The 14942-nt window shown below is 67.4% G+C and carries 14 protein-coding genes; 10 read left to right on the forward strand and 4 right to left on the reverse strand.

The window, feature by feature from the left end; translation table 11 throughout:
• Positions 1-63: 63 nt before the first annotated feature.
• On the reverse strand, positions 64-1593 hold the full coding sequence (locus tag HEQ16_04195; GenBank protein MCO4053256.1) for a YifB family Mg chelatase-like AAA ATPase: 1530 nt from the start codon (positions 1591-1593) through the stop codon (positions 64-66).
• Positions 1594-1891: 298 nt separating this feature from the next.
• Here HEQ16_04195 and HEQ16_04200 point away from each other — a divergent pair, with 298 nt between their 5' ends.
• From HEQ16_04200 to HEQ16_04210, 3 genes are all read left to right on the forward strand, one after another.
• Positions 1892-3775: an ABC transporter ATP-binding protein/permease gene (locus HEQ16_04200; GenBank protein ID MCO4053257.1), complete on the forward strand. Its 1884-nt coding sequence runs from the start codon at positions 1892-1894 to the stop codon at positions 3773-3775.
• 30 nt (positions 3776-3805) lie between these two features.
• Entirely contained in the window at positions 3806-4372 is a 567-nt protein-coding gene (locus tag HEQ16_04205) for a hypothetical protein (protein ID MCO4053258.1), read from the forward strand.
• Positions 4373-4435: 63 nt separating this feature from the next.
• Positions 4436-5386 (forward strand): UPF0104 family protein, encoded by a 951-nt coding sequence (locus HEQ16_04210; protein ID MCO4053259.1) that lies wholly within the window; start codon positions 4436-4438, stop codon positions 5384-5386.
• Here HEQ16_04210 and ppk2 read toward each other — a convergent pair.
• Complete coding sequence (ppk2, locus tag HEQ16_04215; protein ID MCO4053260.1) at positions 5367-6341, reverse strand: polyphosphate kinase 2; 975 nt, start codon at positions 6339-6341, stop codon at positions 5367-5369. The two genes, HEQ16_04210 and ppk2, sit on opposite strands and share 20 nt — an antisense overlap.
• 246 nt (positions 6342-6587) lie before the next feature.
• Here ppk2 and HEQ16_04220 point away from each other — a divergent pair, with 246 nt between their 5' ends.
• The 7 genes from HEQ16_04220 (at position 6588) to phoB (ending at position 13177) form a co-directional block, all read left to right on the forward strand.
• A complete protein-coding gene (locus HEQ16_04220; protein ID MCO4053261.1) occupies positions 6588-7784 on the forward strand; it encodes a hypothetical protein in 1197 nt (398 codons plus the stop codon).
• 86 nt (positions 7785-7870) lie between these two features.
• A complete protein-coding gene (gene pstS, locus HEQ16_04225; protein MCO4053262.1) occupies positions 7871-8899 on the forward strand; it encodes a phosphate ABC transporter substrate-binding protein PstS in 1029 nt (342 codons plus the stop codon).
• 82 nt (positions 8900-8981) lie between these two features.
• The gene (pstC, locus tag HEQ16_04230) at positions 8982-9956 is read left to right on the forward strand and encodes a phosphate ABC transporter permease subunit PstC (protein ID MCO4053263.1); all 975 of its coding nucleotides are present in this window, start codon (positions 8982-8984) and stop codon (positions 9954-9956) included.
• A 10-nt stretch (positions 9957-9966) separates the two neighbouring features.
• Positions 9967-10854 (forward strand): phosphate ABC transporter permease PstA, encoded by an 888-nt coding sequence (pstA, locus tag HEQ16_04235; protein MCO4053264.1) that lies wholly within the window; start codon positions 9967-9969, stop codon positions 10852-10854.
• A 55-nt stretch (positions 10855-10909) separates the two neighbouring features.
• Positions 10910-11710, forward strand: a complete 801-nt coding sequence (gene pstB / locus HEQ16_04240) for a phosphate ABC transporter ATP-binding protein PstB (protein MCO4053265.1) — start codon at positions 10910-10912, stop codon at positions 11708-11710.
• A gap of 56 nt (positions 11711-11766) precedes the next feature.
• Positions 11767-12468 (forward strand): phosphate signaling complex protein PhoU, encoded by a 702-nt coding sequence (phoU, locus tag HEQ16_04245; GenBank protein ID MCO4053266.1) that lies wholly within the window; start codon positions 11767-11769, stop codon positions 12466-12468.
• Positions 12469-12478: 10 nt separating this feature from the next.
• A complete protein-coding gene (gene phoB / locus HEQ16_04250) occupies positions 12479-13177 on the forward strand; it encodes a phosphate regulon transcriptional regulatory protein PhoB (GenBank protein MCO4053267.1) in 699 nt (232 codons plus the stop codon).
• A 68-nt stretch (positions 13178-13245) separates the two neighbouring features.
• On the opposite strand, the gene HEQ16_04255 is transcribed toward phoB, so the two are convergent.
• Positions 13246-13797 carry a GcrA cell cycle regulator gene (locus HEQ16_04255; GenBank protein MCO4053268.1) on the reverse strand — a complete coding sequence of 184 codons (552 nt, stop codon included), beginning with the start codon at positions 13795-13797 and terminating at the stop codon, positions 13246-13248.
• 270 nt (positions 13798-14067) lie between these two features.
• The gene (folD, locus tag HEQ16_04260) at positions 14068-14937 is read right to left on the reverse strand and encodes a bifunctional methylenetetrahydrofolate dehydrogenase/methenyltetrahydrofolate cyclohydrolase FolD (GenBank protein ID MCO4053269.1); all 870 of its coding nucleotides are present in this window, start codon (positions 14935-14937) and stop codon (positions 14068-14070) included.
• Between the last annotated feature and the right edge of the window lie 5 nt (positions 14938-14942).

Genomic DNA, 14942 nt, shown 5'->3' on the forward strand with positions numbered 1-14942 from the left:
AAAGCGATCGGCCCCTCCCGTGCAATCGCTTTCGGCATGTCCTGCGCGAGCGGGAGCCAGCGCTCAGACGCTGTCCGCGACCCGGGAGCGATAGGACAGCGCCTCCGCCAGATGCAGGCGCTGGACCTTCTCCTCGCCGTCGAGGTCCGCCAGCGTGCGCGCCACCTTGAGCACGCGGTGATAGCCGCGCGCCGTGAGCTTCATCGCGTCGGCCGCGTCGCGCAGCAGCTTCTGGCCTGCGGCGTCGGGCTTCACGATCTCGTCGAGCACCGGCGCTGGCGCCGCGGCATTGGTCAGGATATCGGGCTGGTCCAGCGCCTCGAAGCGGGCGCGCTGCCGCTCGCGGGCCGCCGCCACCCTGGCCGCGACCTCGGCGGACCCCTCCGCCGGCGCCGGCAGGATCAGATCGGCGGCGGTGACCGCAGGGACATCGATGGCGAGGTCGATGCGGTCCATCAGCGGGCCGGAGATGCGCGAGAGATATTGCGCCATGCACCGTTCATTGGGCTGGCGCTTGCACGCGAAGCCCGGCTCGGTGGCGCGGCCGCAGCGGCAAGGGTTCATCGCCGCCACAAGCTGGAAGCGCGCTGGATAGAGCACGCGGTGGTTCGCGCGGCTGATCAGCACCTCGCCTGTTTCGATCGGCTGCCGCAGCGCATCGAGCGCCTGCGGCTGGAACTCGGGAAGCTCATCGAGAAAGAGCACGCCCCGATGCGCCAGCGAGACCTCGCCAGGCCTGGCCTGAAGCCCGCCGCCCACCAGCGCCGCCATGGACGCTGAATGATGCGGCGCCCGGAAGGGCCGCCGGTCTGTCAGCGCGCCATTGACGATCAGCCCTGCCACCGAATGCACCATCGAGACATCGAGCAGCTCGCGCGGGCTGAGCGGAGGCAGGATGGAAGGCAGCCGGCTCGCCAGCATCGACTTGCCGGCGCCGGGCGGTCCGTTCATCAGGAGGGCGTGGCCGCCGGCAGCGGCCACCTCGAGCACGCGCTTGGCCATTTCCTGGCCCTTGATGTCGCGCAGATCCGGCAGGTTCGGCGGCGGCTTGGCGATGGCGGCCACGGGCCGGGCCATGACCTGCACGCCGCGCATGTGGTTGGCGAGCTGCACCAGCGTCTGCGGCGCCAGCACATCGAGGTCGCTGGACGCCCAGGCCGCCTCCGGCCCGCACGCCGCGGGGCAGATCAGCCCATGCCCCCTGATGTTGGCCGCGATTGCGGCGGGGAGCACGCCCGTCACGGGCGAAATGGTGCCGTCGAGCGCAAGCTCGCCCAGCACGGTGAAGCCAGCGAGAGCATCCGCCGGGATCGCGCCGATGGCGGCCATGATGCCGAGCGCGATGGGCAGATCGTAATGGCTCCCCTCCTTGGGCATGTCGGCCGGTGCGAGGTTCACGGTCAGGCGCTTGTTGGGCAGCGCCAGCCCCGAGGCGATGAGCGCCGAGCGCACCCGCTCCTTGCTCTCCGCAACGGCCTTGTCGCCAAGCCCGACCAGGACGAAGGCGACGCCGCCTGCGCTGAGCTGGACCTGCACGTCGACCGCGCGGGCCTCGATGCCCTCGAAGGCGACTGTCGCGACGCGCGTGACCATATGCCTGAAGCCCCCGATCCGGCGGCCCTCATGCGCCGCCGCCGCCGCCGCCCGCCGCGACCCTTCTGCGCATAGGGCATTTTGCCGGAATCGACAAGAACAGGTGCGGAACACCGCGCGGACTGCAAGTCGCGCGGCCCGATGATTGCTGGCTCTGGACAGGCCCGCCGTTCAGAGACAGTTCACGATGGCGTGATTAAGGCTGCGTCAGGGGGTTGCGTCATGTTTTACGAAATTGCTGAAAGTCGCGTCCACAGCGCGTCCGACTGCCGCCACAAAGGGGCCGTTTGATAGCGCGATGACGGACTCGACTCTCCCGACCTCCGCCGCATCGCCGACGCTGTCCGGCTCCGAACAGGGCTCGGCCGCCCCGGCTGCGAAGCCGCGCGCCGGTCTGGCGGCGGACCTTGAGGCTGCGGCTTCGTTCCTGAGGCTGTCACACGGCTGGTGGCGAGGACGCGGCGCAGCGCAGGCCTGGTTCTGGACGCTGTCGCTCGCGGCGATGGTCGTCGTCAATGTCGGGGTCAATGTCGGGGTCAACGCCTGGCATGGCTGGTTCTTCAATGCGCTCGAGCGCAAGGACGCCGCCGTGGCCGGGATGGCGATGGTGGCCTTCCCCGGCATCGTGCTTGTCGCGGCCGGCGTCGGAGTTCTCATTCTCAAGACGCGCGAAACCTTGCAGGTCTACTGGCGGCAGTGGCTCTCAGACCGGCTTGTCGAATTGTGGGTCTCGCGCCGGCGCTTCCAGCGCCTGGCTCCCTCCGGCCTCGAGCCGTCCAATCCCGAATACCGGATCGCCGATGACGTGCGCTGGGCCACCGAGCCACTGGTGGACTTCGCCATCGGCCTGCTCTCGGCCGTCATCACCGTCATCACCTTCGTGGGCATCCTGTGGTCTATCGGCGGGGCCTTGACCATCGGACAGGGCGAGGGCGCGGTTCGCATCCCGGCCTATCTCGTGCTGGCCGCCATTCTCTACGGCGTGTTGATCTCGACCCTGATGCTGCTGGTGGGCCGCCGGCTGCCCCGGCGCTATGCCCAGCGCAATGAATCGGAGGCGCGTTTCCGCTTCGGACTGATGCGCCTGCGCGATTCGGCCGACGCCATCGCCATGGGCGGCGGCCAGTTCGCCGAGCGCCGCGCCATTGCGGACACCTATGGCACCCTCGCGCTGCGCTGGCTGGCGGTGATCCGCGAGCGCGTCAAGCTGACCTGGATCACCAACGGCAACGGCGTGCTCGTCCCGGTCGTGCCGCTGCTGCTGGCGGCGCCCAAATATCTCTCTGGCGAGCTGTCGCTCGGCAGCGTCATGCAGATCGCCGCCGCCTTCGTGCAGGTGCAGATCGCCTTCAACTGGATCGTCGAGAACTTCATGCGCATCGCCGAGTGGCTGGCCTCCGCCCGGCGCGTCAACGAACTTGTCGAGGCCATTGACAGGCTCGAGGATCAGCCCCCGGCCGCGGCGCAGCGCCCGCGTCGTCTTGCCGGAGCAGAGGGCGTCGTCGCTGCCCATGACCTCGTGCTGAAGGATCGCGACGGGCGGCCGCTTGGCCCGCCTCTGTCCTTCGAGGTCCGCGCCGGCAGCACGCTGCATCTGGGCGATCTCGGCCAGGAGGTCGCCAGCGCCGTGCTGCGGGCCGTGGCCGACCAGTGGCACTGGGGCTCGGGCGCGGTCTCCGTCGCGCCGGAGGCACGCATCGGCTCGGTGGTCCGGCGGATGCGCTGGGCGGAGACGAGGCTGGCCGACGTGCTTGCGGCGGACGATGCCGTGCCTGAGCCTGCGCTGCTGCGCGCGGCGCTGATCCGGGCCGGGCTGGATCGCCTGATCGACCGCCTCGACGAGGTTGCGGACTGGGACAAGACCCTGGCCGAGGCCGAGCGCCAGCGCCTCGGCATCGCGCGGCTGCTGGTCGCGACGCCGCAGATCGTGCTGTTCGACGATGCGCTCGACGCGCTCGGCGAGAACGAGGCCGCTTCCATGCTCTCGAACCTGCGCGCGGCTCTGCCGGCTGCGATCCTGATCACGGCCGGTGCGTCTGCGCTGCGGTGCCCCACCGCAGCTTGCGCGCTCGACATGGCCGCTGCCGGCGCAGCGCAGGCCGCCTCCGAGGCGGCACCCATCCATCCGCCGCACCGTCCGCGCAAACAACCCCAAATCTTGCACAAGGCACGCCGGCAATGAGCACCGTAGCCCGGCAAGGAGCCGATCGCCATGAAACTCAATGACTGGGACGGCTTCTGGGGCCTGAGGGTGGCTGAATGCCCCTGCGACGTGCACTTCGTCCAGTGGCTCGAGGAGAACGCCATCACCGGCAAGACGATCTTCCATTTCGGCTCCGGCGGCCACCACTATGTCGGCATACGCTGCGCCGAGCCCGGGCTCGACAATGCCGTGCTGTCGATCAACGCCTCGACGCCGGATTATGATGCCTTCATGAAGCTGGCGAAGGACCAGCCGGCGCTGCTGCATCACTACACCTGCTATTTCGGCGACATCTACACCACAAATCCCAGGCTGCTTCCCACCTTCGACGTGGTGACGTTGTTCCATTCCTGCGAGTTCCGCAGCGAGAAGAACGACGCCTATGGCGCCAAGACCGATCTTGAGGTCATGCAGCTCTTCGTGGACAAGCTCACCCCCGGCGGGCATGTGCTGTTCTACACCGGCTCCTTCGCCTTCGATGCCGCCAGGCCCGTGATCGCGGAACTGGAGCGCACACGCGAGGTTGAACGCGTCGGCCTCTTCAAGACCCTGCTCGTCTACCGTAAGAAGGGGTGAGGCGGGGCCCCGGCTGCCAGCCCCATTCCGGCGCCCTTGCGGCGTCCCAGCACAGGAACCCGCATGTCAGGCGACCAGCCACGAGGCCGATGGTGGTGGTTGGGCCCTTTGGCGAGCGCCACGATCTTCCTCGCCTCGATCGCGGTGCTCTATGTCATCCTGCAGGAGATCGACAGCGCGGAACTGGTGGCCGCCCTTGCCGCCACCAGCCGCGACCAGCTCTGGCTGGGCCTGTGCTTCACGGTGCTGAGCTATGCCCTGCTGACCGGCTATGATGCGCTGGCGCTGCGCCGGCTGGGGCTTTCCATCCCCTACCGCACCACTGTGCTGGCGTCTTACACCAGCTTTTCGGTGTCCTTCACGCTGGGCTTTCCGCTCGTGACGGCCACCACCATCCGCTACTGGATCTACTCGCAGCGGGGCGTGCGCACCAGCGAGGTGGCCAAGCTCACGGTCATCGTGGGGCTCACCTTCTGGCTGGGCATGGCCGTGGTGCTGGGCGGCGCGCTCATCCACTCGGCCGATGCGGTCGCCGCGCTGGTGAGGGTCCGGCCCGGCCTCGTCATGGGCGCAGGCGCGGCCATTCTGGCCATGGTCGCGGGCTATCTGGTCTGGGTGGCCGGCGGCCGGCGCGGAATCGCGCTGCGGGGCTGGCGTCTCGAACTGCCTGGCGCGCGCGTGAGCCTGGCGCAGATCGCGCTCGGCGCGGGCGATGTCTGCGCGGCGGCGGCGGTGCTCTACGTGCTGCTTCCACCCGGCCATGGCCTCGCCTTCGAGGCCTTCCTCGCGATCTATGTGTTGGCCTGCGTGGTTGGCGTCGTCAGCCATCTGCCGGGCGGCGTCGGCGCCTTCGAGGCCACAATGCTGATCGGCCTCGCCCATCTCCCGCGCGAGCCTCTGCTCGGCGCTCTGCTGCTGTTCAGACTGATCTACTACATCGCGCCCTTCATTCTGGCGCTCACGCTGCTGGGGCTTTACGAGATCGCCCGTCGGCTCAAGGCGCGTCCTGACTGATGGCCTCCTCCTCGCCGCCGCAGCGCAGGAAGGCGTCCGAGCCCATCGCGATGCGGCGATCAACGCCCTTCACCGCCTCCTCGTTCTTGTCGGCATAGGGCAGGGCGTTGAGCACGAAGCGGATGGCGTTGAGCCGCGCGCGCAGCTTGTCATTGGCCCGGATCACGGTCCAGGGCGCGGTCGGGCTGTCGGTCCGCTCCAGCATGGTCTCGAACGCGCCCGAATAGGCATCGAAGCGCGTGATCGCCTCGAAATCGATCGGCGAGAGCTTCCAGCGCTTGAGCGGGTCATGAAAGCGCGCATGCAGCCGCTTCATCTGCATCTCCGCCCCGATGGTGAGGAAGAGCTTGAACAGATGGATGCCGTCGCGGGCGAGCATGCCCTCGAAGGCGGGCGCCTCGGTCAGGAAGGCCTCGTGCTCGGCTGGCGTGCAGAACCCCATAACCGGCTCGACCACAGCCCTGTTGTACCAGGAACGGTCGAAGAACACGATTTCGCCGCGGGTCGGCATCTGCGCGGCGTAGCGCTGGAAGTACCATTGCCCCTTTTCGGTGTCGGAGGGTTTCGACAGCGCCACGATCCGCGCATTGCGCGGGTTCATGTGCTGGTTGAAGCGGTGGATCGTCCCGCCCTTGCCGGCTCCGTCGCGGCCTTCGAACACGATCACCACGCGCGCGCCGGTTTCCTTCACCCAGTTCTGCAGTTTGAGCAGCTCGATCTGCAGCGCCTGAAGCTCGGCCTCGTAGGGCTTGCGCTTGAGCTTCTTGGCATAAGGATAGTCGCCCGATCGGAACGCGGCCTTGTCGATGGCCTCAGGCAGCTTGGCCATCGCGATGTCGAACGCAGCGCGCGCTGCGCTGTCGGTCCTGGGCGCCTCGCCCCGCTTGCGCGGGTTTTTGGCTGTATCGTCCCGCTTGCGCGGGTTTTTGGCCTTCGCCGTCTTGCCTGTCGCCATGATGCTTCCCTTCAGCGTGCAACGCTAGCAGAGGCAGCAAGTCAGACAAGACCAGTTGAAAAGGGTTGGCCGGACAGCGCGAGATCAGTCCGGCCTTGCCTCCCAGCCGCGCTCTTGCCTAGATGAGCACGGCCATCTCCGGCCGAGGGTGCCGCCATGGACACGGACGCCTCCCCCCTGGCCGGCCGTACGGCCCCCCCGGCCTCCGGCGCGCGTGGCCTTCGTGCTGCCGCATGGTGCGCGGCGATGGCGGGCCTTGCCGCTGTGCCGGGGCTGGCCATGGCAGGGGGCGGGCTGGCCTGGGCCTTTGCGCCGGCGCTGGCGGCGGGGCTTGGCGGATGGTGGGCGGCCGCTCGCGCCGCTTCGCCCTCACAGTCTCGCCCTGTCGCCATGGAGGCTGCGCCGCCGCAGGAGGCCGGGTTGGCGCGCCTGTCCAGCCTGATCATCGAGAGCTTCGCGCTGCCGATGGTCCTGACAGGCCCCAACGAGATCGTCCTTGCCAGCTCGGCCACGGCCCGCCGCCTCTTCCCCAGCCTTGCGGCAGGTCGGCCGGTGTCCCTTGGCATCCGCGATCCTGACTATCTCGCGGCTCTGGCCCTCGCGGCGACGGATGCGACCGCCCGCAGCATCGTCCTGGATGACGGCGCCGGCGGCGTCATGCGGGTGCGGATCGGCGCTGTGAGCGAAGACGGGATGGCCGCGCCGGTGATCGTGAGCGTCTTCGAGGATCTCGCGGAGCAGCGCGCCACCGAGCGCATGCGCGTCGATTTCATCGCCAATGCCAGCCATGAGCTGCGCACGCCGCTGGCCTCGCTGCTCGGCTTCATCGAGACCCTGCAGGGCCCGGCACGGGCTGATCCTCCAGCGCGCGAGCGCTTTCTGGGCATCATGCGCGAGCAGGCGGCGCGGATGGCCCGCCTCATCGATGATCTCCTGTCGCTGTCGCGCGCGGAGCTGCGCGCCCACCAGCAGCCCACGGGGATGATCGATCTGGTGATGATCGTGAGCGAGATCGTGGAGTCGCTCGGCCTTTCGGCCCGGGATCGCGGCGTCGCGCTCGCGCCCGCGCTCCCGGCCGGGGCGGCCATGATCCGGGGAGATCGCGACGACCTGCTCCGTCTGGTGGAAAACCTCGTCGAGAACGGCATCCGCTATGGCCGCGATGGCGGCGTGGTCGAGATCGCGCTCACGGCCCCGCCGCAGGGCGGGCCGATTCTCGAGGTGCGCGACCACGGGCCCGGCATTCCGCCCGAGCACCTGCCGCGGCTGACCGAGCGCTTCTACCGCGTCGATCTGTCCCACAGCCGCGAGAATGGAGGCACGGGGCTTGGCCTCGCCATCGTCAAGCATCTGGTCGCGCGCCACCGGGCACGCCTTGAGATCGAGAGCAGGCTGGGTGAAGGCGCGGTATTCCGCGTGGTCTTTCCGCCGCCCGAGGGTTGATCGCTCGATTACGACAGTTTTGTCACAAAACCGTCATTCAACTCGTGTGAATGGTCCTCGTCACGCATGACAGCAGGGAGTTCCCGATGCGCAAGTTCACCATAACGGCCGCGGCTTTTGCCGCGATGGCTTTCGCCCCCGCCCAGGCAGCCGACATCACCGGCGCGGGCGCAACCTTCCCCTTCCCGATTTACGCAAAGTGGGCCGAAGCCTACAAGGCGGCGACGGGCATCGGCCTCAACTACCAGTCCATCGGCTCCGGCGGCGGCATTCGCCAGATACGCGCCAAGACCGTCGACTTCGGCGCCACCGACGCCCCCGTGAAGGGCGAAGAGCTGACCCGCGACGCCATGATCCAGTTCCCGATGGTGATGGGCGGCCTCGTGCCGGCTCTGAACGTCCAGGGCATTGGCCAGCGCGGCCTCAAGCTTACCGGCCCGCTCCTCGCGGAGATCTATCTCGGCAACATCAAGAAGTGGAACGATCCGAAGATCGTTGCGCTGAATCCCGGCGTGACGTTGCCGGATGCGACCATCAACGTCGTGTACCGGTCAGACGGATCGGGCACGACCTTCGTCTGGACCGAGTATCTCAGCTTGGTCTCGCCGGACTGGAAGGGCAAGATCGGCACCAACACTTCGGTCCAGTGGCCCGTGGGAGTCGGCGGCCGCGGCAATGAGGGCGTGTCGGGCACGGTGCGCCAGATCGCCAACTCCATCGGCTATGTCGAATATGCCTATGCCAAGCAGAACAACCTTGCCTACGCCCTTGTGCAGAACAAGGCGGGCAACTTCCCCGTGCCGGACGACAAGTCGTTCCAGGCCGCCGCCTCCGAGGCGAAGTGGGAATCCATGCCCGGCTTCGGCATCAGCCTCAACGACCAGCCTTTCTCCGATGCCTGGCCGATCGTCTCGGCCACCTTCATCCTGATGTATACGAAGCCGGCCGACCCGGCCCGTTCGCAAGCTGCGCTCAAGTTCTTCGATTGGGCCTTCACCAATGGCGACAAGCTGGCGCTCGATCTTGAATACGTGCCGCTGCCCGAGCCTGTGAAGCAGAAGGTCCGCGCCTCGTGGAAAGGCATGACCGACACCGCCGGCAAGCCCATCTTCTGATGATGATGCGCGCGGCGCGGGGGACGTGCGTTTCCCGCGCCGTGGGATGCTGGAGCGTCGACAAGCCGGGGACCGGGGTTGCATGATGGTGGCCGTGTCACAGCAGACTTACAAGAACGCCGTCGCGGTGACGCGGCGCGCGCAGCCGTTCCGGTTCGATCCGCTCTTCGCTGCGGCCAGCAAGGCTGCGGCGATCACGGTTCTGATGCTGCTCGCCGGCATCATGGTCTCCATGGTCTATGGCGGCTGGCCGGCCTTCCAGGCCTTCGGGCTTGGTTTTCTCACCGGTACGCAGTGGGACACGATGAACGACGTCTATGGCGGCCTGCCCGCCATCGTCGGAACGCTCTCCACCGCGCTCATCGCCATGGTGATCGGCGTGCCGCTGTCGATCGGCACGGCCATCTACCTGACCCAGCTGGCCCCGGCCTGGTTCAAGCGGCCAGTGGGAACGGCTGTCGAGCTGCTCGCGGCGGTGCCCAGCATAATCTACGGCATGTGGGGCCTGTTCGTGTTCGTGCCGCTCTTCGCGGCGTGGTTCCAGGTGCCGGTTTCCAGCGTCGTCGAGGGCATGCCGATCATCGGCACCATCCTTTACGCGCGCTCGCCCTCGGGCCTTGGCATCCTCTCGGCCGGCATCATCCTGGCCTTCATGATCGTGCCTTTCATCGCCTCGCTGACGCGCGACATGCTCGACCAGATCCCCACCGTTCTGCGCGAGAGCGCGTACGGCATCGGCTGCACCACCTGGGAGGTGGTGCGCCATGTGCTCCTGCCGCAGGCCGGCGTCTCCATCATCGGGGCGATCATGCTCGGGCTGGGCCGTGCGCTGGGCGAAACCATGGCGGTGACCTTCGTGATCGGCAACGCCAACCGGCTTTCGGCCTCGATCATGGATCCGGGCTCCACCATCGCCTCGCGCATCGCCAGCGAGTTCAACGAGGCGCTCGGCATGCAGATGAACGCGCTGATCGCGCTGGGCTGCGTGCTGTTCTTCGTCACCTTCGTCGTGCTCGTCATCGCGCGGCTGCTCGTCTCCCGCGTCCGCCAGTACTGAGGAGCGCGCCATGACCGACACAGCCACGATGCGCGGCAGTGCCGCTCCCGAGGTCAAATGGGGGCGCGTCCGCCAGTCCCGGCGCGTCAAGGACAAGATCCTGCGCATATCGTGTTCCGCCGCCACCGCGCTGGCCGTGTTCGTGCTGTTCTGGATCCTTGGCATGTTGATCTGGAAGGGCGGGCAGGGGATCAGCCTTGACCTGTTCACGCGGATCACGCCCGGCCCCGGCACCGCGGGCGGAGGGCTGCTCAACGCCATTGTCGGCTCGATCGTGCTGACCTTCCTCGGCATCGCCATCGCCACCCCGATCGGGGTGATGGCCGGCACATACCTTGCGGAGTATGGCCGCGGCTCGAAGCTTGCGGAGGTCGTTCGCTTCATCAACGACATCCTGCTCTCGGCCCCGTCCATCCTCATCGGCCTGTTCGTCTATGTCATCCTGGTGATGCCCTTCCGTGGCTATTCGGGCTGGGCGGGCTCGGTGGCGCTCGCCATCATCGCGTTGCCCGTCATCGTGCGCACCACCGAGGATATGCTGCGGCTCGTGCCCAACGGGCTGCGCGAGGCTGCGGCCGCGCTCGGCGCGCCGCCCTCCATCGTCATCCGGCAGGTATCCTGGCGCGCGGCCAAGGCCGGCATCGTCACGGGCATCCTGCTGGCGCTGGCACGCATCTCGGGCGAGACAGCTCCGCTGCTTTTCACCGCGCTCAACAACAGCTTCTGGTTCAACTGGAACCTCACCGGCGGCGTCTCCAACCTGCCTGTCACGATCTATGCCTTCGCGTCGGCCCCTTACGAGAACTGGCAGCAGTTGGCCTGGGCCGGAGCGCTTCTCATCACCGCCGCGATCCTCGTGCTGTCGATCGCTGCCCGCGCGCTGGTCAACCGCAAATGAATCAGTCCGGGCCCCGTTTCGAAAGGTCGCCGCCATGTCGATGACGATACCCTTGATGGCCGTGCAGGAGGCGCCAGGCGCTGCCGCGCCCCATGGCGACGCCCATGTCCGGATCGCGGTCCGCAACCTTGATTTCCATTACGGCGCCTATCACGCGCTGAAGAACATCAACATGAACTTCGGCGATCGCGAGGTCACGGCGTTGATCGGCCCCTCCGGCTGCGGCAAGTCCACCCTGCTGCGCATCTTCAACCGCATCTACAGCCTGTATCCCGAGCAGCGCGCCACGGGCGAGGTCATGCTGGACGGGCGCAACGTGCTCTCCCCCGGCATCGACATCAACGAGCTGCGCGCCCGCATCGGCATGGTCTTCCAGAAGCCGACGCCCTTTCCCATGTCGATCTACGACAATTGCGCCTTCGGCATGCGGCTTTACGAGAAGCTGTCCAAGTCCGAGCTGGATGACCGCGTCGAGCAGGCCCTGCGCAAGGCGGCGCTCTGGGACGAGGTCAAGGACAAGCTCAGGCAGTCCGGCATGGGCCTGTCGGGCGGCCAGCAGCAGCGCATGTGCATTGCGCGCACCATCGCCCAGCAGCCCGAGGTTATCCTCTTCGACGAGCCGACCTCCGCTCTCGATCCCATCTCGACCGGCAAGATCGAGGAGCTGATCGAGCAGCTGCGCGCCGATTTCACCATCGTCATCGTCACCCACAACATGCAGCAGGCGGCGCGCATCTCTCAGTACACCGCCTTCATGTATCTGGGCGAGGTCATCGAGTTCGGTCCCACCACCAAGATCTTCATGAACCCCGAGCAGAAGCGCACGCTCGATTACGTGACCGGCCGCTTCGGCTGATCGCGACTGGACGTGCGGCGGCGTGACGGACGGCAGAAGACGGAAAGATCAGCACGATGAGCGACCACATATCGAAGACCTATGACCAGGAGCTCGACAAGCTGCGCCGGCTCGTGGCCGAGATGGGCGGGCTCGGCGAGCGGATGCTGGCCGACGCCACCATCGCCCTGATGCGCGAGGACGCCAAGCGCGCCCAGTCCGTCATCGCCACCGATCCGCGGCTCGACGAGTTGCAGCGCAGGATCGAGGACAATGCGGTGCTGATGCTGATGCGCCGGCAGCCCGTCGCCAACGACCTGCGCGAGGTCATGGCGTCGATTCGCATCGCCAACGATCTCGAGCGCATCGGCGATCTGGCCAAGAACATCGCCAAGCGCTCGCTCAAGGTCCAGGGCCACATGCTTTCGGGCAAGGCCATGGGCGGCGTCGAGGCGCTCAGCCGCCTCGCCCAGGCCCAGCTCAAGGATGTGCTCGACGCCTATGCCCAGTCCAACGACAAGGGCGCCATCGATGTCTGGACGCGCGACGGCCAGATCGACGCTCTCGAGAACGCCCTGTTCCGCGAATTGCTGACCTACATGATGGAAGACCCGCGCAACATCACCTTCTGCACGCACCTTCTGTTCTGCGCCAAGAACATCGAGCGTCTCGGCGATCACACCACCAACATCGCCGAGACGGTTCACTACCTCGTGACTGGCCAGGCCTTGCCGACGGATCGTCCCAAGGGCGATTCCCCGTCCGACCCCTCGCAGTGAGGATCAGGCCATGGCGCCCCGCATCCTGATCGTCGAGGACGAGGAACCGTTGAGCCTGCTGCTGCGCTACAACCTCGAGGCGGAGGGCTATGCCGTCCAGGTCTGCGCCAGGGGCGATGAGGCCGAGCTGAGGCTTCGGGAGGAAACGCCGGACCTCATCTTGCTGGACTGGATGCTGCCAGGCCTCTCTGGCATCGAGCTGTGCCGACGGCTGCGCCAGCGTCGCGAAACAGAGGCGCTGCCGGTCATCATGCTCACGGCGCGCGGCGAGGAAGCCGAGCGCGTGCGCGGCCTCTCGACCGGCGCTGATGATTATGTGGTCAAGCCTTTCTCTGTGCCCGAGCTTCTGGCCCGGGTGCGGGCCCTGTTGCGCCGGGTCAACCCCGAGCGCATCGCCGACGAGCTGGGCGCGGGCGACATCCGGCTCGACCGCGGCACGCGCCGCGTCTGGCGCTCCGGCGGCGAGCTGCATCTGGGGCCGACGGAGTTCAGGCTTCTTGAATTCTTCATGGAGAAGCCGGGCCGGGTCTACACACGCGGCCAGTTGCTCGACGCCGTCTGGGGCCGCGATGCCGAGATCGACGAGCGCACGGTGGATGTGCATGTCGGGCGCCTGCGCAAGGCGCTTTCAGGCGGGGATGGGCGCGACCCCATCCGCACCGTGCGCGGCGCCGGCTATTCGCTCGACGAGACCTTCGCACGGGCCTGATCCCGGGGGCGGCATGAAAAAGGGCGCTTTCTGCGCCCTTTTCGCATTCCACAGGAAACAGCCTGATGTCAGCCGCGCTGCAGCCGGCGCTCCTGCTCGCGGCGGCGCTCGCCGGCGGGCTGGTAGGCGATGCGGCAGTGATGGTTGCAATAGGGCACGCCCGTATCGGTTTTCATGCCGCAGAAGCGGAAATCGGCATGCGTCGGATCGCCCATGGGCCAGCGGCACATGTTCTCCTTCAGTTCCATGATGGTCACGCGCTCGGAGAAGGGCACCACCACTTCAGGGTCGACCAGTTCGGCCCGGGGCTCGATGCGGGCCTCGGGCTGCTGGCGGGCCTGCGGCGACAGCGCGACCGCGCTGCGGGCATGGCTGGCGGCATTGAAGCCGTTGGCCGCGCGCGAAGGCGTGGACTTGCGGGGGCGGGCCGCCACGGCGACCGCCGAGCTGGACGGCGATTTGGCGCGACCCGATAGACCAAGCCGATGCACCTTGCCGATGACTGCATTGCGCGTCACCCCGCCCAGTTCGCCTGCGATCTGACTGGCGCTGAGCCCGTCCGTCCAGAGCTTCTTGAGCAGGTCTACGCGATCCTCAGTCCATGTTGCCACATCTGACATCCGTTCAGTATCCTTTTGCCGCCTTTAACCGGGTATCCGGTTTGGGACACGACCGCAGCGCCAAGACATCGGAATCCCTTCGGGTTCGCCTGCCATATGCATGGCCGGCGTCGGCGGAGGAGCCGAACCTGTCTTGAAGCGTCACACGAGATGTCGTGGCCTACGCAGACGGACATACAAGATGGCGTGACTCGCCGACAAGAGTCCGAATCGGGAACGTCGTTTTTTCAACAGGCGTTTCGGATTGATTCTTTCGGACGGAATCGCGCCTCAGCCCGCAACCGTCCGCAGCGTCGCCGCGCGCAGCGTGTTGGAGAGCAGGTAGGCGATGGTCATCGGCCCGACCCCGCCCGGAACCGGCGTGATGGCGCAGGCGAGTGGCGCCACGGCCTCATAGTCGACATCGCCCACGAGCCTGCCCTTGCCGCCCTCGCCGGCCAGCCGGTTGATGCCGACATCGATGATGATGGCCCCCGGTTTGACAAAATCCGCCGTGACGAAGTGCGGCCTGCCGATCGCCGCGACCAAAAGGTCCGCGCTGCGGCACAGGGCTGGCAGGTCCCGCGTGCGCGAATGGGCGATTGTCACGGTGCAGTTCTCGGCCAGCAGCAGTTGCGCCACGGGCTTGCCCACGATGTTGGACCGGCCGATCACCACCGCATGAAGGCCGGAAAGATCGGGCCGCGCCAGCCTGGCAAGCGCCACCGCGCCCAGCGGCGTGCAAGGCACGAGCCCGGGCGCGCCCACCGCCAGCCGCCCGGCATTGACGGGATGGAAGCCGTCCACATCCTTGTCCGGGTCGATCCGGTTCAGCACGCGCATGGCGTCGATCTGCGCCGGCAGCGGCAGCTGGACGAGGATGCCATCGATGCTGTCGTCAGCGTTGAGCTGGTCGACGACGGCAAGCAATTCTGCTTCGCTGGCGCCCGCCCCGAGCCGATGCTCCACGGAGCGCATGCCGACCTCGCTGGTCTGCTTCACCTTGGAGCCGACATAGACCTGGCTGGCAGGGTCATCGCCAACCAGCACCACTGCAAGCCCGGGCGGGCGGCCATGGGCGGCGGCGAAGGCGGTCACCTTGCCCGCCATTTCGCGCCGCATGGTGGCGGCGAGGGCCTTTCCGTCGAGCAGCATGGTCATGACAA

The organism is Bosea sp. (in: a-proteobacteria), from assembly GCA_023910605.1.
Taxonomy (GTDB): domain Bacteria; phylum Pseudomonadota; class Alphaproteobacteria; order Rhizobiales; family Beijerinckiaceae; genus Allobosea.